Origin of the sequence: Collinsella sp. TM05-37 (assembly GCF_003436455.1) — a bacterium.
GTDB lineage: Bacteria > Actinomycetota > Coriobacteriia > Coriobacteriales > Coriobacteriaceae > Collinsella.
Genome location: NZ_QSPN01000017.1, coordinates 1525 through 20834 on the forward strand (window position 1 = coordinate 1525; position 19310 = coordinate 20834).

Below are 19310 nucleotides of genomic sequence, written 5' to 3' on the forward strand. Positions count from 1 at the left end.
CCTGGCTCCCCGGGTAGGACTCGAACCTACAACAGCGCGGTTAACAGCCGCGTGCTCTACCATTGAGCTACCGAGGAATTTAAAAGCCCAGCGGAATGGGCTGAGAAATTCTGGCTCCCCGGGTAGGACTCGAACCTACAACAGCGCGGTTAACAGCAGGGCCGAGGCCGCCTCGATCAATTTGCGAAAGAATCTTGACGGTACCTGTTGAGGTGGTGGGTCGCGGGATTACATCCTCGACACGAAATGTTGATATGGCAACGTTCGAGTCAAGTGGTCGCGGCATGAAAAAACCCGCCGCATAAGCGACGGGTTTTACAACCTGGCTCCCCGGGTAGGACTCGAACCTACAACAGCGCGGTTAACAGCCGCGTGCTCTACCATTGAGCTACCGAGGAATAGGTGCGTGCTCTCAAGCAACGAAGTTTATTATACGGACGAATCAGCTTAGGGCAAGAACTTTTTTGAGATTTTTTCCGACCTAGTCATTGAGGACGTCCCCAATGACCACATGAAAGCGCCCCCAAGCGGATGTGCTTGAGGGCGCTTCTTGCTTGACTAGCTTTCGATATAGTCTTTGAGCTTGCTGCTGCGGCTCGGGTGGCGGAGCTTGGCCAAGGTCTTGGACTCGATCTGGCGGATACGCTCGCGCGTGACGCCAAACTCGCGGCCGACTTCCTCGAGCGTGCGGGGATGCCCGTCGACAAGGCCAAAGCGCAGCTCGATAACCTTGCGCTCACGATCGGCAAGCGAGTCGAGCACCTGGGTGAGCTGCTCCTGCAGCATGGAGAAGCTGGCGGCATCGGGCGGAACGATAGCCTGGGAGTCCTCGATGAAGTCGCCCAGCTGGGAATCCTCTTCCTCGCCGATGGGGGTCTCGAGCGACACGGGCTCCTGCGAAATTTTCTGGATCTCGCGGACGCGGTCGGCGCTCATGTCCATCTCGGCACCGATCTCCTCAGGGGTCGGGTCGCGACCCAGGTCCTGAAGGAGCTGGCGCTGCACGCGGACGAGCTTGTTGATGGTCTCGACCATATGCACGGGAATACGGATGGTACGGGCCTGATCGGCAATGGCGCGCGTAATGGCCTGACGGATCCACCACGTGGCGTACGTGGAGAACTTAAAGCCCTTCTGGTAGTCGAACTTCTCAACAGCGCGGATCAGACCGAGGTTGCCCTCCTGGATCAGGTCAAGGAACAGCATGCCGCGGCCGACATAGCGTTTGGCGATGGAGACGACCAGACGCAGGTTTGCGCTGATGAGTGCCTGCTTGGCTTCGAGGCCCACGTTCTCAATGCGCGTAAGACGACGCATCTCGGCACGCGTGAGCTCGAGCTCGCCGGCATCGGCAGCCTCGAGCTTCTCGGTGGCCTCGAGACCGGCCTCGATCTTCATAGCCAAATCGACCTCTTCGGAGGCGGTCAGCAGGTCGACCTTGCCGATCTCCTTGAGGTACATACGAACCGGATCGCCGGTCAGCATCACCGTGGAGGCATCGATGCCACGCACGCGGGAGCGTGAACGGGACGTGCGCACGGTGCGCTTCTTCTTGCTCTTGGAAGAACCCATCTCGGCGTCGGCCTGACGGGCCATCTTGAGCTCGTGATCGTCGAGCGAGCCGGAATCGTGCTCGTCGTCGTCATCGAAATCGTCAGTATCGGTATCGTTATCGTCATCGTCGACGTCCATGGGGGCGTCGTCGTTTCCGCTCGCGGAGATAATCTGGATGCCGCTGTTGCGCAGCGCGGAATACACCGCGGTGAGCTGCTCGTCAGAAACATCGATATCCTTCAGGGCGACCTGAATCTCGTCCTCGGTTACCGAAGTCCTGTTTGAGCCGTTGCCCATGAGCTTTGCAACGTAGGATTCCAGCCCAGTACCCGTGCTCTCAGTCTTTTTTGGCACAGATTCTCCCTTCATAGTCCACAGGACTCAATACTTTAGCACACACATAGGCGTCTATACCCAAAAAGAGGGCTGGATATAGGCGAGAATACGCTGGTTGACCACAACATCTAGGCCTGTTCGGTGCCTGCGGCCTCCAGACCGATCAAACGGAACGGGTCCGCCACGCCGCCGATAGACTTTTGCAGCTCGCGCTGACGCTGCGAATCCTGCGCGGCCTGCACGGTCAGCGCGCGACGGGCCTCATCATCGAGCGAACGGTCCTGGCGCAGCTTGGCCTGTGCGGCACGCATGCGGCGCTTGATGGTGTAGAGCTCGAGCGTATCGAGCATGAACACGATGTTCGTCTCGGTGGGGTGCTTGCTCGTCGCGGAGATGCGCCCGGCACTCACAAGCGTTGCCGCCTCGGGACAGACCGAGCGCGCCGCATCCATGCAGGCTGCAGGATCGGTTCCCGGCGGCGTTGCCAGAACGGCCCATGCGATGGACTCGTGACGTGGGTCAACCCACTCGATAGAGCAGATGCGGTCGGCATACGTGCGGAACAGGTCGGGGTAGCTCGTGAGCATCGTCAACAGCTCGCGCTCCCCTGCCAAGGACTTGCGCTCAAGATCAGTAAGAACCATCGGCGCCGCCGCAGCCGGAGCGCCCGAACCATCAGTCACAGGCACAGCACCCATACCATCAGGCACATCGATCGGCGGCAGGTCGTCGACGACCTCCACGGGCGCGGCACCGTAGGCATCGAGCGGGACGTAGTCATACGGCTCTTCTTCGACCGGCGCGGACACCGGCGGCGTCGCGCCCGATGCCCAAGCACCGCGAGATGCCCCCTGCGAACCAGACGTCCGACCGCCCGCGCTACCAGAGCGCTCGGCTTGCGCCCGCTGGCGTTCATAGTTCTGCTCACGACGTCGTTCCGCATCTTCGCGCTTGGCGACATCGCGAAACACGCGACCCGAACTCGCGCGAACCGTCTCCAGATCCAAACCCAGCAGATCGGCAATCTGAATAAAGTATGTGTCGATCATATAGCTATCGCGCAGCGGATAGATAAGCGTCAGCGCATCTTCCAGCGCCTTGGCACGACCGCCCGGCGTGGTGATGTCACTCGACTCCTGCAGCGAACGGTAGACAAAGTCCATGAGCGGCTCGGCAGCGTCGATGCGCGCCTGAAGCTCCTGTCCACCATGCGCTGTGATGAACTCCATGGGGTCGTTGCCGTCGGGCAGCACCACGCAGCGCAGGTCCATCGAATCCTGCTCGATAAATTGAATCGCGCGACGGGCGGCCTTCTGGCCCGCGGCATCGCCATCGAACATATACACGATACGCTTGGCAAAGCGGGTGAGCGTCTTGACGTGATGCTCCGTGAGCGCGGTGCCCAGCGTGGCGACAACGTTTTTGATCCCCGCCTCCCAGCAGGCGATGCAATCGGTATAGCCCTCCACCACGATGGCCGTATCCTGCGCGACGATAAACTCCTTGGCCCAGTTAAAGCCATAGAGGTTTCGCTTTTTATGGAACACGCTCGTCTCGGCGGTGTTGAGGTACTTGGGTTGGCCGTCACCCATGATGCGACCGCCAAAGGCGATGTTGTGACCCTGCTCGTCAAAGATGGGGAACATCACGCGGTCGTAGAAGCGGTCGGCAAGCTGCCCGCGCCCTCGACTCACGGCAACGTTGGCGTCGATCATCTCCTGCGGAGTAAAGCCCGCCTGCGACAGATGAGCCACCAGCATATTACGACCCGGCGCAAAGCCCAGGCAGTAGCGGCGGCAGACGTCGCCACCCATGCCGCGGCTGGCAAAGTACTCACGTGGACGGCCATCCTTACCGCGCATAAGCATGGTGTGGAAGAACTGGGCGGTCTCGGCACACAGATCGTAGATGCGGGCACGCTTGGTACCGCGCTCGCGGCGATCTCCGGTGTCGTGCAGCTCAATACCCGCGCGATCGGCCAAATAACGGATTGACTCGGGAAAGCTCAGGTTCTCGCGCTTCATGATATAGGTGAAGACGTCGCCACCCTCGCCGCAGCCAAAGCAATGCCACACCTGCGTGGCGGGAATAATGTGGAAGGACGGAGTCTTTTCGCCATGAAAGGGGCAGCAGCCCCAAAACTCATGGCCGCGGGGCTTGAGCTCAACCGTTTCCTGCACGATAGCAACTAGGTCGGACGCAGCGCGTACCTGGTCTTTTTCCTCATCGCTAATCACGGATGCCCACCCCCTGCTCACCCAAGTTGTGACGAATGTCCTCGATGTTACCCTCGACGGTCGCAATCAACTCATCCAGCGAATCGAACACGCGCGACGGACGCAGCCAGCGCGTAAACGCCAGCGAAACGGAAGCGCCGTACAGGTCGCCCGTATAACCAATTAAGTTAGCCTCGAGATGCGCAGAAGCCGCATCGTCGGCATACGTCGGCGGCAGTCCGACGTTGACGGCAGCGGGCCACACGATGTCGTTGACCAGCACCAGGCCCTCATACACGCCATCGGCAGGCACCTGAATGCCGTCGGGAACATGTAGGTTTGCCGTGGGAAAGCCCATGCCAGAACCCTCGTGACGGCCGCGAATAACACCGCCGCGCACCATATACGGGCGGCCGAGTAACTCAGCAGCAAGCTCCACATGGCCCTGTCCCAGCTCATGACGAATGCGGGTGGCGCAAATGGCCTCACCGCCCTCGCAAAGCAGGTCGTGCCCGTATACGTCAACGCCGCGCTTGGCACCCCAGGTGCGCATCTCGTCAACACCAGAAGCACCGCCACGACCCAGCCTAAAGTCGCTGCCAACGCGAATCGAACGAATGTCGACCACGCGTGACAGCAGTGCGAGAAAACCGACATGGTCGAGTGCCGCAACCTCAGGCGTAAAGGGAACGGCCACCACCGCATCGACCCCGGTCTGAGCCAAGGCATGTAGACGGTCGGACGTCGTCATCAATTTTTGAGCGGGCGAAGGACTCACCACAACGTCCGGATCGGGATCGAAAGTGACCACGACCGCCTTACAGCCATGGGCACGGGCGTCACGGACAAGCGCCGCAATGAGCTCCTGGTGTCCACGGTGCACGCCATCGAACACGCCAACGGCGATCGAGGCAGCACCCAGGTGCTCACACTTATCAAACGCATCGGCAGTAACGATGTGAGCCTCGTCCGACTCGCCCGCGAAAAAAATACGCGCGAGCTCGTGAGCGGACAACATCATCGAACACCGCCGATGGCCTGCGGAAAGACATGCTCCATGACAAAGCGGCCACCCTCGATGCGGGCGAGCGCCTTGAGTCCCCCATCGAGCACCAACGCAAACGGCGCCTTCGAGGCATCAAAATCGGCAAGCGCACGCTCAACGGGAATGCGTCGGCCGCAGAGCAGGTCGTCGGCAAGATTGCCCGGCAAGTCAACACGCGTGGCGCCCAGGGCCGCAATGGGATCCAGGGCAAAGCCAGCCGCGGACTCGGGAGAAAGCTCCTCGACCGCATGACAAGCGCCAATGGAAACAACACCGGAGGCCGTGCGGCGCAGCGCGGAAATGTGCGCGGCGCTCTCGCAGGCGCGGCCCAAATCGCGAGCGAGCGCACGGATATAGGTACCCTTGCTCACCGAGAACGCCACGGTCCACACACACGTATCACCTTCGCCTCCCACGGCGATCAGGTCGGCGGCATAGACCTCGACGGGGCGCGGAGGTAGGTCCACCGCATTGCCCTCGCGAGCAGACTTGTAGGCGCGAACGCCATTGACCGAGATAGCCGAAAACGCCGGCGGCACCTGCATCTGCGGACCCAGCATAGCGGCCAGGCGCTCACGGGCATAGGCAGGATCGCGGAGCTCGTTGGCAACAGCCACCGTGCGGACCGCCTCGCCCTCCGCATCATCGGTATTGGTCTCGGCGCCAAACGAGATGTCGGCGACATAGCTTTTGGTATCGAGCGTGAGCATGCCCAGCAGACGGGTGGCCTGGCCCACACCCACCACCATGACACCCGATGCCATGGGGTCGAGCGTGCCGGCATGGCCGACGCGTCGCTCATGGAGGGCGCGCCGGCATTGCGAAACCACATCGTGGGACGTGCAGCCCACCGGCTTATCGACGGCGAGCAGCATATTCAGTTGAGAAGGCGTACGACGAGCCATGTACCATCCAAAAAGTTAAAGCTCGACGGTCACCGAAGCGGGATCCTCCCCTACCAGTTCGGCCAGCATGGGAAGTGCCACGGTGAGCGTCTCGAGAATCGTTCCGTTGTTGGAGAAACCGGCGGCAGCAGAATGTCCGCCTCCGCCAAAGGCAGCAGCGATCTCGGACACGTTGAGATCACCCTTGGAGCGCAGGTTGCCGCGCACCTTGGTATCGCCCTCAATGCCCTTCAGGAACAGGCAGACCTCGACGCCCATCACCGAGCGCACCACGTCAACCAGACCGTCGCACTCATCCGAGGTGACACCGCACGCCTCAAGGTCACTCTGGTACGCGTAGCTATACGCGACGCGCCCGTGGGCCACCGTCTTAATGCGGCCCATAACGATGGACTTGAGGTGCAAAAACTCAACGCGCATGCTCTGGTAGACCTCGAGTGCCACACGCGCCGGATCGGCACCGTGGGCAACCAGACGCGAGGCTGCATGGAACGCGGCGGCGTCGGCGTTTTGGTACTGAAAACGGCCGGTATCGGTAACCAAGCCACACAGCAGGCAGGTTGCAACGCCATCACGTGCGACAATGCCGCAATTGTCCAAGAAGCGGTCGATGATCATGGCGCAGGCTGCAGCTTCGACGCGCCTCAGGCTGAGCTCGGCAAACTCCTCGCGCGCCGGATGGTGATCGAAGCACACCACATGCTTGGAGCGACGAAGCACCTCGGCGGAATTATTGAGACGCTCGACGACCGGCACGTCCACCGAGATGAACAGGTCCGGATTGCCGGTATACGCAGATGCCGGTACCAGGCGATCGGAGCCTTCCATAAAGCGGTAGATGCGCGGAACCGGATCATCGTCTGCCAGCAGCAGCGCAATGTCCTTGTTGGGGAAAAACTTCATGAGCGAAAGGCCCAGACCCAACACGGAGCCCAAGGCATCGCCATCGGGAGAAGTATGTCCCGAAATCGCAATGGAGGACGCACCCTCGATGAGCTCGAGGATGCGTCGCTGAATATCTGCAGACTCGCACGAGGCGAGGTCGGCGGAATTAGTCATCTAAAGCTGCCTCCTGGGCGGCATCCGCTATCGGATAGCCGTCCTCGTCCTTTTCGATCGCAAGCGTGGCGGGAACGTTTTCCAGCGCACGCGTGATGCGCTCGGCCTCATCGGTCGAACGATCGATGCGAAAATCGAGCTCGGGCGTGACACGCCAATCGAGCGAGCGAGCCAACAGGCTGCGAATACGGCCCTTGGCGCTTGCGAGCGCCTCCATGACCTCGTCGTAGCGGCTCGCATCGCACGACACGTACACACGCGCAAACGAACGGTCCACCGCGACCTCGACCGCGGTCAAAGTAACCAGGTCGAGACGCGGATCGGAAACCTCAAAGAGCAGGATATAACCAAGCTTCTCGCGAAGCTGCTCGCCCAGACGGCGGGTTGCCTGCGTTTGCTTCATAGCGCTACCCCCTACTCGGTACGGGCAACCTGGTCGATGCGGTAACCCTCGATCTGGTCGCCGGGCTTGATGTCCTGGAAGTTCTCCAGGCCAATGCCGCCCTCGGAACCGCTCTTGAGGCTCTTGGCCTCGTCCTTGTAGTGGCGCATCGAGGCGATCTTGCCGTTGAAGACCACGATGCCGTCGCGCACCAGACGCACGGAATCGGTCGCGGCGATCTCGCCCTCTTCGACACGGACACCGGCGGCGATACCGACTTTGGGCACCTTGAAGGTGTCCAGGACGGTCGCGGTACCCGTGGAGACCTCGACCTCGGTGGGCTTAAGCATGCCGATACGGGCAGCGTCGAGTTCCTCGAGGCACTTGTAGATGACGTCGTAGCAACGGATCTCGACGCCCTCACGCTCGGCGGCGGAGCGGGCCTTACCGTCGGGACGGACGCCAAAGCCGATGATGATGGCGTTGGAGGCGTCGGCCAGGACGACGTCGGTCTCGTTGATGGCACCAACGGCGGAGTGGATCGTGTTGATGCGGACCTCGGACTGATCCATCTTGTCGAGCGAATCCTGAAGGGCCTCGATGGAACCCTGGACGTCGGCCTTGATGATCAGGTTGAGCTCCTTGACCTCGGCGTCGGCAATGGTCTCGAAGAGGTTCTCGAGCGTGACGTGCTTGACGCGGCTCTGCTCCTCGATACGGGCCTTGAGCGAACGCTCGTCGGCGAGGGCGCGAGCCTCGCGCTCGTCCTCGAACACGCGGAACTCGTCACCGGCGTTGGGCACGGACTGCAGGCCCAGGATCTCGACGGCGTCGGAGGGACCGGCCTCGGTGACGGCGCGACCCTTGGGGTCGAGCATAGCACGGACGCGGCCGTAGGTAAGGCCGGCGACCAGCGTATCGCCCACGTGCAAGGTACCGCGGGTCACGAGCACGGTAGCGACCGAGCCGCGGCCCTTGTCGAGCTTGGCCTCGAGGACGTTGCCGGAGGCAAAGGTGTCCGGGTTGGCCTTGAGCTCGAGCACATCTGCCTGGAGCAGCACAGTCTCCAGAAGGTCGTCGATACCAATCTTCTGCTTCGCCGAGATGTTGACGAACATGTTCTGTCCGCCCCACTCCTCGGGGATGACACCGTACTCGGTGAGCTCCTGGCGCACGCGGTCGGGGTTGGCACCCGGCTTATCGATCTTGTTGACGGCGACGACGATGGGTACGCCGGCGGCCTTGGCGTGGTTAATCGACTCGACAGTCTGGGGCATGACGCCGTCGTCGGCAGCCACGATTAGAATGACGATATCGGTCACCTTGGCACCACGGGCACGCATGGCCGTAAAGGTGGCGTGACCCGGGGTATCGATGAAGGTGATCTTGCGGTCGTTGATCATAACCTGCGAAGCGCCGATTGCCTGGGTAATGCCGCCCGCCTCGCCGGCAGCGACACCGGTGTGACGGATGGCGTCGAGGAGGCTCGTCTTGCCGTGGTCGACGTGGCCCATGACGGTGACGACCGGGGCGCGCGGTTTAAGGTCGGCGGGATCGTCGTAGAACGAGAAGGTGTTCTCCTCCTCGGGGGTGATGATCTTGATCTGACGGCCCAGGTCGTCGGCAACGAGCTCGACGAGGTCGTCGGACATGGACTGCGTCATGGTGAGCGGCGTACCCAGCAGGAACAGGCGCTTGATGATGTCGTTGGCCGGAACGTCGAGGGCCTCGGCGAGCTCCTGGACGGTAACGCCCTGGGAGACCTTGATGGCATCGAGCTCCTCGGGGTTCACGCCCTGGGCCAGCGCCTCCTCTATCTTGCGCTCCTCCTGAGCCTTGGCAGCCTCGCGCTCGCGCTTCTCCTTGCGCTTCTTGCGGCGACCGGTGGACTCGCGAGAGGCCTCCTCGACGGCAGCACGAGCCTCCTCGAGCACCTTCTCGCGGCTGTACTCCTCGGCCTCGCGAGCCATGCGGCTATAGTGGTCCTCTTCATTGTTGTGACCGCCCTTGCGCTTCTTGCCCTTGCCCTGCTTATCGGGGTTGGGGAAGTCCATGCCAGCAGCGACATTGTTGCTGGCGTTGGTGCGATGGCTGTGCGGACGGCTCTCGGAGGCGTTGCGCTCGGAGTTGTTGTCGGAAGCACTGCGATCGTTACGACGGCCACCGCGGCGGTCGTTGTTGCCGCCACGACGGTTACCACGCTCGGCGGCGCGCTCGGCCTTGGCCTTGTCCTCGGCGTCCTTCTTCTCCTTGAGCACGGTCTCCTGTGCGGCGATCTGGTCGAGCAGCGAACGGAAGCGCGAACCGGAATCGGAAGCGGGAACGGCGCGGCGCTGGGCCTCGCGGGCAGCCTCCTCCTTCTCGCGAGCAAGGCGCTCCTGCTCGGCCTTCTTCTTGGCCTCGGCCTCGGCGCGGGCGGCCTCCTCGGCAGCCTGGGCTGCGGCAAACTGGCGGCGCTCCTCCTCGCGTGCCTTCTCGGCGGCGATGCGCTCGCGCTCGGCCTCGGCGGCGCGGGCGGCCTCCTCGGCGGCAGCTGCCTGCTCCTCGGCCTGCTTGGCGGCCTCGACTTCCTGAGCGCGGGCCTCGATCACCGAGGCGAGCTGCTTGCGGACCATGGCAACGTAGGCATCCTCCAAGGTGGAGGAAGCGGACTTAGCGGGAATCTTCATATCGGCGAGATGACCCATCAGTTCCTTAGAGGTCATGCCGAACTCTTTGGCCAGGGTGGACACACGGACTTTTGCCATATGACTTCACCTACCCTTTCTGGCACCTTGGGTGCCTAGAGACTGAACGAGCGTGGGAGATGCGCCGGGACCTGCCCGGCGCGACCGCGCGCTAGATCAGGTCCTCCGCATCATCGAAGGCGTCGGTGTCGTGGACACCGCAGAAACGGGAGCCGGGACGGGCCTGGTTGCGGCACTGGATGCCGTCCTCGGACACGTACTCGCAGCGACGGACGTCCTCGTCCTCCTCGTCACCGATCAGGTCGGCGGCGGGCTCCTCGTGAACGGGAACGTTCTTGAGGATGTCGGCGGCAAGCGTCTCGGACTTGATGTCGATGTGCCAGCCGGTCAGGCGCGCAGCGAGGCGGGCGTTCTGGCCCTCCTTGCCGATGGCGAGGGACAGCTGGTCATCGGGCACGATGACGCCGGCGTAGGCCTTCTCCTCGTCGATGAGGACGCGGGTGACCTTGGCAGGCGACAGGGCGTTGGCAACGTAGACGGCAGGATCGGCATCCCACAGGATGACGTCGACGCGCTCGCCACGGAGCTCGCCCACGACAGCGCGAACACGGCTGCCCTTGGGGCCGACGCAGGCGCCCACGGGATCCAGACGGTCGTCGAGCGAGTGGACGGCGACCTTGGAACGCTGGCCGGGCTCGCGGGCGATCGACTTGATCTGGACGGTGCCCTCATAGATCTCGGGCACCTCCTGCTCAAACAGACGACGCATGAGCTCGGGGTGGGTACGGGAGATGACAATCGGTGGACGGCTGTGCTCGCCACGAACCGGCTGCAGGTTGGAGTTGGGGTCGCGAACGTCGATGATCACGGCCTTGATGTGCTGGTTGTGCAGGTAACGCTCGCCCATCGGGCGCTCGTTGCGCTCGTTCTCGTAACGGCGCTGATCGAAGTGCGGCAGCTCGGCCTCGACGCCCTCGCGAATCTTGACGATCGTGAAGTCGGGCGTGGATTGCAGCACGGTACCGCTGATGAGGTCACCGATGCGGCCGGAGAACTCCTCGTAGATCTGCTCGCGGGCGGAGTTGCGCACGATGGCGTTGATCTCGGCCTTGGCGTGCTGGGCAGCGATGCGGCTCGTGTTCTTGGGGGTGACGTCGATCTCCTCGAACTCGGTGAAGTTGCCCTCCTCGTCCATGGAATCGTCGATCGGCTCCAGGCGGTAGACGTAGATCTTGCCGGTGGTGCGGTCGATGGTCACCTTGGCGCCCCACTCAAGATGCAGGATCTCGGCATAGCTCTTGGCGAGCGACTGCTCCAGGCGGTCGATCAGGTAGAGCTGGTCGATGTGCTTCTCCTGGCAAAGCTCCATCAGGGCGGACATCATGTCGGATGCTGCCATCTTACTTTCCTTCCTTCGCGGGCTTGAAGTCATAGGTGGGCTTCAACTTGCACTTTTTAACATCAGAGAAATCGAGGGTGACGGACTCGCCGTCCTCGAGCTCGAGGGTCACGTCGGTCTCGGTCGCAGCGGCAATCTTGCCGGCGTACTTGCGACGGCCCTCGGTGGCGGTGGAGGTGAGCTCACAATTCTCGCCCACAAAGCGGGCAAAGTCGCGCGGACGGCGCAGCGGGCGCGCCATGCCCGGGCTCGACACCTCGAGTGTATAGCTCGAAGAGATGGGGTCGAGCTCCTCGATTACATCGCCGACCCATTTGGTGTTGGCCGTGACGTCGTTGAGCGACAGGCTCTGACCCTCAGCACCCTCGATACGCACGCGCACGCAGGGGGCCTTGGTGGCGCCCACGAGCTCGACGTCGACGATGTCGACATCGTGCTGGGGAGCGACGGCCTCGAGCGCGTCGATGATCGCCTGCTCGGTCTTGGTCTTGACCATTGCGGCACCTCCATCCATACAAAAAAGAAGCGGGGCCGAAACCCCACTTCTTTCAATTACAACTTCATTTGCAAGCAAACTATACCAATAGCTGCGGAAACGTGCAAGCACCGTACGAATCTGCAGGTCAGCGTGCGCACAGGTTCTCCACAAGAATAGGACAATTGGCCGAGGAGCCCCATGCGGCGCACCCTCAACAGTCCCAAAACGGGCCATGCGTCCCAATCCACAGGTCTGTTCGGACCCCAAGGGCATTCCTCCCCGAGCCCTTATCGATCAGACTTACGCTAAGGGACATTCCGCAACAAGCCGGCCAGCAAGTCGCGCAACGACGAACCTTTCCAAATCCTCTACGGCAAGGAGGCACCTATGAAACGCCTAGGCACCCTCTGCATGACTGCGCTCGCCATCGCAACGTGCTCGTTGGCCCTCTTAGGCTGCGGCAAAACGAACAGCAAAACCGGAACATGCGAACCGGATCCTGGCAGCACCAAAGCCATCGAAAAAACCGAACCCCCGGTGAGCTTCGACAAAATAGACGAGGACATCGTCGATCCCCAGGGTTTGGGCCCCGACCCCCAAGAACAATTCCCCATCGACCTAGAGGCGGACGAGAACATCCATGTTACCTGCGTGGGCAAGGACGCCGACGGCTATGGCGACGCTGCGCTCATCTTTACGGTGAACAACAACACCGGTGTCGACATGATGTTTGGCGATGTGGACTCCTATGCCTACGTCAACGGCGTGGTCCGCGATGTGCGCATGCGCCAGCAGGTCGCAGCAGGCGAGGAAACGCGCGCCACGCTCACCTTTGTTGGCACCTTCGACGACCCGGACTTTGATGTGAACAACGACCTCAACGACATCTACCTCAACATTTGGATGTTCGAAGAGGCAACGGGCAACGTTTACTTTAGGGACCTAGTACACATCCCATAGAAGACGGTGCGACGCACCGACTAAGCAGGACACACAACAAAGACGAGGGGCGATCCCAACGGAATCGCCCCTCGTCTTTTACGAGTCAGCTATGCGCGCAGCGCTTACTTGACCACCAGGTTGACCAGCTTGCCGGGCACGCAGATGGCCTTGACGACCGTCTTGCCCTCGAGCCACTTGGCGACGGCGGCCTCGGCGGCAGCCTGCATCTCCTCATTGGAGGCATTGCGGGGCACCTCGACGCGGCCGCGGACCTTACCAAGCACCTGGACCACGATCTGCACCGTGTCCTCAACGGACTCGGCCAGGTCGAACTCGGGCCAGGCGGCGGTGTAGACGTTGCCCTCGCAGCCGAGCGCCTCGTGCCACAGCTCGTCGGCCCAGAACGGGCAGATGGGGGCAAGGACGCTCACGATATCCTTAGCCACGCCGTAGCACATCGCCTTGTCACGGGAAGCGCCCTCAGTAGCATTGAGGTAGGCACTCGCGGCATTGACGAGTTCCATGACGGCCGAGATGGCGGTGTTGAACTGGCCGCGATCGAAGTCCTCGGTGCACTTGGCGATGGTGCGGTGACGCTCGCGATAGAGCTTCATCGCAACCTCGTCGAGCGCGGACTTGTCGAAGGCAACGTTGGCGTCGCCGGACTGGACGAGCTGCCAAACGATACGCCAGGCGCGCTTGATGAAGCGGTTGGCGCCCTCAACGGCCTTGGGATCCCAGTCGAAATCCTTCTCGGGCGGGGCGATAAACAGGATCGCCAAACGCATGGTGTCGGCGCCGTAGGGCTCGATGACCGAGCTCGGGGGCACGACATTACCCTTGGACTTGGACATGGTGTCGCCGTTCTCGTCCTTGACCATGCCCTGGCACAGCAGGTTGGTGAAGGGCTCGTCCACACTCAGCAGGCCCAGGTCGCGCAGCGCCTTGGTAAAGAAGCGGCTGTAGAGCAGGTGCAGAATGGCGTGCTCGATGCCACCGATGTAGTTATCGACGGGCATCCAACGGTCGGCGGCCTCGCGGGAGAAAGGCAGCTCGGTGTTGTGCGGGTCGGTATAGCGCAGGTAATACCAGCTGGAGCAAGTGAAGGTGTCCATGGTATCGGTCTCGCGCTTGGCCGGGCGGCCGCAGACCGGGCAGGTGGTCTCGTAGAACTCCTTGCACTCGGCGAGGGTCTCGCCGGCGCCCAGGTCCAGGTTCTCGGGCAGCGTCACCGGCAGCTGGTCCTCGGGTACGGGGACGATGCCGCAGTGCTCGCAGTGGATGGCTGGGATGGGGTTGCCCCAATAGCGCTGACGGGAAATGAGCCAATCGCGCAGACGGAACTCGACCTTGCGACGACCGCAGCCCATGGCCTCGAGGTCGGCCACGATCGCAGCCTCGCCCTCGGAGTGCTTGCCGCCGCGCATGCCGGTGTACTTGCCGGACTGGACGAGCGTGCCCTCGGCAGCGTGGGCGCAATCCCAGTCGACGGTCTCGGCATGGAAGGTATCGATGGTCTCGCCGCTGGCCTCGACGGCTGCGCGGTCGTCATCGTCCAGGATGATCGGCACGATCGGCAAATCATACTTGCGTGCGAACTCAAAGTCGCGCTGGTCGCCGCAGGGAACGGCCATGACGGCGCCGGTGCCGTAGTCGGCAACAACGTAGTCGGCAACCCACACGGGGACCTTCTCGCCGTTGACCGGGTTCACCACGTAGCGGCCGGTAAAGGCACCGTGCTTCTCGAGGGTGCCCTGGGCACGCTCGACGGCGGAGATATGCTTGGAGTCCTCGACGATCTTGGTCACGGCCTCCTCGTACTCCGTGCCCTCGACGAGCTCGTGCAGACGCGCGTACTCGGGAGCCAGGACAAAGAAGGAGACACCGAAGAGCGTGTCGGCTCGCGTGGTGAAGACGGTGATCTTACCCTCGTCGCCCTCGATGGGCTCGCCATCCTGGTCGCACAGGGTAAAGTCGACCTCGGCGCCCTCGGAACGACCGATCCAGTTGGCCTGCATCTGCTTGACGCGCTCGGGCCAGCCGGGGAGCTTCTCCAGGTCATCGAGCAGCTCCTGAGAGTACTCGGTAATCTTGAAGTACCACTGCTCCAGGTCGCGCTTCTCGGGCTCGGTGCCGCAGCGCCAGCACTTGCCCTCGGTGACCTGTTCGTTGGCCAGAACGGTCTTGCAGGTGGGGCACCAGTTGACCGGGTTCTTCTTGCGGTAAACCAGGCCCTTTTCCCACAACTTCTCAAAGATCCACTGACCCCAACGGTAATAATCGGGGCTGCAGGTCTTGACCATGCGATCCAGATCGTAGGAGAAGCCCATGCGCTTCATCGTGGCGAGCGCCTGGTCCATGTTCTTATACGTCCAGGCGGCAGCCTGCGTGTTGTGCTTGATGGCGGCGTTCTCGGCAGGCAGGCCAAAGGCGTCAAAGCCGATGGGGTGCAGCACATCGTAGCCGCGCATGCGGGCCTGACGGGCCATGGCATCGCCGATGGTATAGTTGCGCGCGTGGCCCATGTGCAGGTCGCCCGACGGATACGGGAACATCTCGAGCACGTACTTCTTGGGCTTGCTGGCGTCGGTGTCGACGGCAAAGAGGTTGGAGTCCTCCCAGGCCTTCATCCACTTGGACTCAATGGCCTGCGCGTCGTAGGCAGGGATCTCATCCTTATGATCTGTGCAATCGCACATATCAGCTCCTTTAATCTTTAATGGGGTCGGTCGGCTTAGCTTTATTCGCTACTGCGGACAGTCCTGCGCAAGACGAAGAGCACATTAAGTGCTCTTCTTTGCGTGCGGAACTTGTAGCGAACAAAGCTAAACCGCCCGACCCTAAGGTTAACTTGACTGATGATAGCAAATACAACAAGCGAGATGTCTGCGACTTGCAGGCATCTCGCTTTATCTAAATAACGTGGTTGAGGCTCAACCTTTATGTGCAGGTCTTATCTTATCGATACGTTACGCTCTGTTGGGAGTCCTTGACTACGACGTCGTGGGCGCCGCCTTCGACGATCGAGGTCGAGCTTACCAGTGTCAGGCGTGCCTTTTCCTGGAGCTCGGGGATCGAGAGGGCACCGCAGTTGCACATCGTGGACTTGACCTTGTAGAGCGTGCCGCCCACGCCGTCCTTGAGGGAACCGGCGTAGGGAACGTAGGAGTCAACGCCCTCGACGAAGCTGAGCTTCGCGGCGCCGCCCAGGTCGTAGCGCTGCCAGTTGCGGGCACGCGCAGAGCCCTCGCCCCAGTACTCCTTCATGTACTGGCCGTTGACGTTGACGCGCTCGGTCGGGCTCTCGTCAAAGCGGGCGAAGTAGCGACCCAGCATCATAAAGTCGGCACCCATGGCAAGGGCGAGCGTCATGTGGTAGTCGTAGACGATACCGCCGTCGGAGCACACGGGCACGTAGACGCCGGTCTCCTCGTAATACTCGTCGCGAGCGCGGCAGACGTCGATCAGCGCGGTGGCCTGGCCACGGCCAATGCCCTTAGTCTCGCGGGTAATGCAGATGGAACCGCCGCCGATACCGACCTTGATGAAGTCGGCACCGCAGTCGGCCAGGAAGCGGAAGCCCTCGGCGTCGACGACGTTACCGGCACCGACCTTGACGTCCTCGCCGTAGTTGGCGCGGATCCACTCGATGGTGCGCTTCTGCCACTCGCTGAAGCCCTCGGAAGAGTCGATGCACAAGACATCGGCGCCGGCCTCGATGAGCAGCGGCACGCGCTCGGCATAGTCGCGGGTGTTGATACCGGCGCCGACCATGTAGCGCTTATCGCCGTCGAGCAGCTCGTTGGGGTTGGTCTTGTGGCTGTCGTAATCCTTGCGGAAGACGATGCCCATGAGGTGATCGTTGTCGTCAACGATAGGCAGAGCGTTGAGCTTGTTGTCCCAGATGACGTCGTTGGCAACCTTGAGGCTGATGTTCTTATCGCCCACGATGAGCTGCTCACGCGGGGTCATGAACTCGGAGACCTTCTTCTGGTGGTCATCGCGGCTGGGGCGATAGTCACGGCTGGTGACGATACCCAGGAGCTTGCCCTTGGGAGTGCCGTCGTCGGTGACCGGCATGGTGGAGTGACCGGTCTTCTCCTTGAGCTCGATGACCTGCTCCATGGTCATGTCGGGGGTCAGCGTGGAATCGGACTGAACGAAGCCGGCCTTGTGATCCTTGACGGCCTTGACCATAGCGGCCTCGGACTCGGGAGCCTGGGAACCGTAAATGAAGGACAGGCCACCCTCGGTAGCGAGCGCGACACCCATGTCGACGCCCGAGACGGACTGCATGATGGCGGAAACCATGGGGATGTTCAGGGTGATTGCCGGCTTCTCACCGCGTTTAAAGCGGGTTAGCGGCGTCTTAAGAGAGACGTTGTTGGGGATGCACTGCGAGGACGAGTAACCAGGGACCAGCAGATACTCCGAAAACGTGTGGGACTCACCGGGAAAGAACGTAGCCATGTTTCTCCTTTTTCCATGCGACCGGTCGGCTGCAGGCCTCGTAGGACCCAGCCCAACCTTGGGCGCCCAATACTGGGGAAGTATCTTAACGCACTTTGACTGCTACAATGCATGATTTAAGAAGAGCACACGAGGGTTTGACGCAGGCTTTGCGTTTGCCCAGCAAACACTTTAGCAGGGAGACGTGGAGCACATGGAGTACAAGACGACGGCAAAGTTGGTCATTCAAGCGTGCGACAAAGACCTGCCGGGCGTGTTTGGCCACGGCTGTGTCTTGCTGCTGCAGGGTATTGACCGAGAGCATTCGCTCAACCGCGCCGCCAAAAGCATGGGCATGGCGTATTCCAAGGCCTGGCGCATCGTGAACGAGGCCGAAGGACAGCTGGGCTGCAAGCTCATCGAGCGCGACGGCGCCCGCGGATCCACCCTCACCCCCGCCGGCGAGCGAGCCATAGCGGTGTACGAGGAGCTGCAGGCTGACATCAACCAGGCCATAGCCGCCAAAGCCGACGTCCTCATCGCCAGCATCAACGCGGAGTAGTCCTTTTAGGCGGTTTTTAGCCCACAGCGCCCTCGGGTTGAGGCTCGCGCCACAAAACGGGCCCATCTACTACGTTTAGTTGAATACCCACGACCATACCGGACATTATGAAATTAAAACCGCTGGTAAACAGCTTGGTAATTTTCAAAATAGGCGGGTGTGGTCGACCCCTATTGCTTAAACGTAGTAAATAGACCGTTTTCGTGACATAGACCCCGATTAGCTACTTGCGAAGGGCGTTATCGAGAGTGGCAGCCACCTGCAGAGGGTCGTCTGTGCCGGCGAAGAGGCGGATGGCGCTCCCCTGCTTACCGCGCGGGGCCGAAAGGCGCGTTGTTGAGCCGCCGGCGGGTGATGTGCGGAATTCGTCCGGCAAAGCGTCGAACAGCTCGCCCGCGCTACGCTCGATTAGGTCAAATTCTACTGCTGGGCCAAAGCCGTGCTCCAGGATTCCCGTTGCAGCCACATGGTCAGGATGCGAGCTCAGCCCGGGATAGCGTACGTTGCGCACCATCTCGTTGGCGGCCAGATACTCGGCGAGCGCACGGGCGCGATCGAAGTGGGCCTGCATGCGAGCGTCGAGCGAAGACAGCCCCCGCTCCAGCATGCAAGCCTCATTAGCAGAAAGGTCGAGTGCAGACGCACCGCAATCCGCAAGAAGCGCATGCGCACACTCGGCGGCGGCATCCACGCGATGGCGCTTAAGCTGCGAGCGCGCCACCGAAGCGGCGACGAGTTTGCGCGGCGCAACGCCGGCACACACACGGTCGAGTGCCTCGAGCGAAAGCACGGCGCCCAGACGCAGCGGGTTGCACCCAAAGACGCCTGACGCAGTGTTATCAACCACGAGCAGCGCATGCGGCTCACGAGCGGCGCGGCCCAGAGCGCGAAGGTCGGGCACACGCAGACCAAACCCGCCGATGGAGTTGACGAACCACCACAGGTGCGGCCCCTCGGCATCAAACGAAGCATCAAAGCCTTCGGACGCAGCAGCAAACGCCGCAGCCGCAGGCTCCCCCACCAGCGCAACATCGCAGCCATCAAAGCCGCAGGCAAATGCATCGGCAAAGTCGTCCGCAAAGGCCACCAAGCGATCGCCGGGCTGCACAATCCCCAGCATCGACAGCGCCGCCGGCACATGCGAGGCCGCAACAAGACGCGCCTCACGCGCACCAGCCCTGACAGCCCAGTCCTCTTCTAACTGTTGCACGTCCACGCAACACCGTCCCCAAAAACCGAACCGAATAAACCATCCATGAAGATCGTACGCCAGCGAGCGGGCAGCTGCCGTGGCGA

The 19310-nt window shown here is 61.9% G+C and carries 14 protein-coding genes and 2 tRNA genes; 2 read left to right on the forward strand and 14 right to left on the reverse strand.

Annotation, left to right across the window (positions count from 1 at the left end; all coding sequences use genetic code 11):
* Positions 1-2 precede the first annotated feature (2 nt).
* From DXD48_RS08320 to rimP, 11 genes are all read right to left on the reverse strand, one after another.
* Positions 3-77, reverse strand: a tRNA-Asn gene (locus tag DXD48_RS08320).
* Positions 78-323: 246 nt separating this feature from the next.
* Positions 324-398, reverse strand: a tRNA-Asn gene (locus DXD48_RS08325).
* A gap of 160 nt (positions 399-558) precedes the next feature.
* Positions 559-1908 carry an RNA polymerase sigma factor RpoD gene (gene rpoD / locus DXD48_RS08330; protein ID WP_055286388.1) on the reverse strand — a complete coding sequence of 450 codons (1350 nt, stop codon included), beginning with the start codon at positions 1906-1908 and terminating at the stop codon, positions 559-561.
* Between the two features lie 110 nt (positions 1909-2018).
* A complete protein-coding gene (dnaG, locus tag DXD48_RS08335) occupies positions 2019-4127 on the reverse strand; it encodes a DNA primase (RefSeq protein ID WP_117564811.1) in 2109 nt (702 codons plus the stop codon).
* Positions 4120-5127 (reverse strand): riboflavin biosynthesis protein RibF, encoded by a 1008-nt coding sequence (gene ribF, locus DXD48_RS08340; RefSeq protein ID WP_233502386.1) that lies wholly within the window; start codon positions 5125-5127, stop codon positions 4120-4122. The genes dnaG and ribF overlap by 8 nt, the downstream gene beginning before the upstream one ends.
* A complete protein-coding gene (truB, locus tag DXD48_RS08345) occupies positions 5124-6056 on the reverse strand; it encodes a tRNA pseudouridine(55) synthase TruB (protein ID WP_117564812.1) in 933 nt (310 codons plus the stop codon). The genes ribF and truB overlap by 4 nt, the downstream gene beginning before the upstream one ends.
* A 15-nt stretch (positions 6057-6071) precedes the next feature.
* Positions 6072-7115, reverse strand: coding sequence for a bifunctional oligoribonuclease/PAP phosphatase NrnA (locus tag DXD48_RS08350; protein ID WP_006234037.1), 1044 nt, complete (start codon positions 7113-7115; stop codon positions 6072-6074).
* A complete protein-coding gene (gene rbfA, locus DXD48_RS08355) occupies positions 7108-7518 on the reverse strand; it encodes a 30S ribosome-binding factor RbfA (RefSeq protein WP_006234038.1) in 411 nt (136 codons plus the stop codon). Before rbfA ends, DXD48_RS08350 begins: the two co-directional genes overlap by 8 nt.
* 11 nt (positions 7519-7529) lie before the next feature.
* Complete coding sequence (infB, locus tag DXD48_RS08360) at positions 7530-10244, reverse strand: translation initiation factor IF-2 (RefSeq protein WP_117564813.1); 2715 nt, start codon at positions 10242-10244, stop codon at positions 7530-7532.
* Positions 10245-10335: 91 nt separating this feature from the next.
* On the reverse strand, positions 10336-11583 hold the full coding sequence (gene nusA / locus DXD48_RS08365) for a transcription termination factor NusA (RefSeq protein WP_006234042.1): 1248 nt from the start codon (positions 11581-11583) through the stop codon (positions 10336-10338).
* Between the two features lies 1 nt (position 11584).
* The gene (gene rimP / locus DXD48_RS08370; RefSeq protein WP_117564814.1) at positions 11585-12079 is read right to left on the reverse strand and encodes a ribosome maturation factor RimP; all 495 of its coding nucleotides are present in this window, start codon (positions 12077-12079) and stop codon (positions 11585-11587) included.
* Positions 12080-12448: 369 nt separating this feature from the next.
* Between rimP and DXD48_RS08375 the strand changes: the two genes are divergently transcribed.
* Positions 12449-13021 (forward strand): hypothetical protein, encoded by a 573-nt coding sequence (locus DXD48_RS08375; RefSeq protein ID WP_117564815.1) that lies wholly within the window; start codon positions 12449-12451, stop codon positions 13019-13021.
* Between the two features lie 104 nt (positions 13022-13125).
* On the opposite strand, the gene leuS is transcribed toward DXD48_RS08375, so the two are convergent.
* Together leuS and DXD48_RS08385 are read right to left on the reverse strand one after the other, a co-directional pair.
* Positions 13126-15702 carry a leucine--tRNA ligase gene (leuS, locus tag DXD48_RS08380; protein WP_117564816.1) on the reverse strand — a complete coding sequence of 859 codons (2577 nt, stop codon included), beginning with the start codon at positions 15700-15702 and terminating at the stop codon, positions 13126-13128.
* A 259-nt stretch (positions 15703-15961) separates the two neighbouring features.
* A complete protein-coding gene (locus tag DXD48_RS08385) occupies positions 15962-17473 on the reverse strand; it encodes an IMP dehydrogenase (RefSeq protein WP_117564817.1) in 1512 nt (503 codons plus the stop codon).
* A gap of 193 nt (positions 17474-17666) precedes the next feature.
* Here DXD48_RS08385 and DXD48_RS08390 point away from each other — a divergent pair, with 193 nt between their 5' ends.
* Positions 17667-18014 carry a winged helix-turn-helix domain-containing protein gene (locus DXD48_RS08390; RefSeq protein ID WP_117564818.1) on the forward strand — a complete coding sequence of 116 codons (348 nt, stop codon included), beginning with the start codon at positions 17667-17669 and terminating at the stop codon, positions 18012-18014.
* 223 nt (positions 18015-18237) lie between these two features.
* On the opposite strand, the gene DXD48_RS08395 is transcribed toward DXD48_RS08390, so the two are convergent.
* Positions 18238-19230, reverse strand: coding sequence for a PLP-dependent transferase (locus tag DXD48_RS08395; protein ID WP_158548968.1), 993 nt, complete (start codon positions 19228-19230; stop codon positions 18238-18240).
* Between the last annotated feature and the right edge of the window lie 80 nt (positions 19231-19310).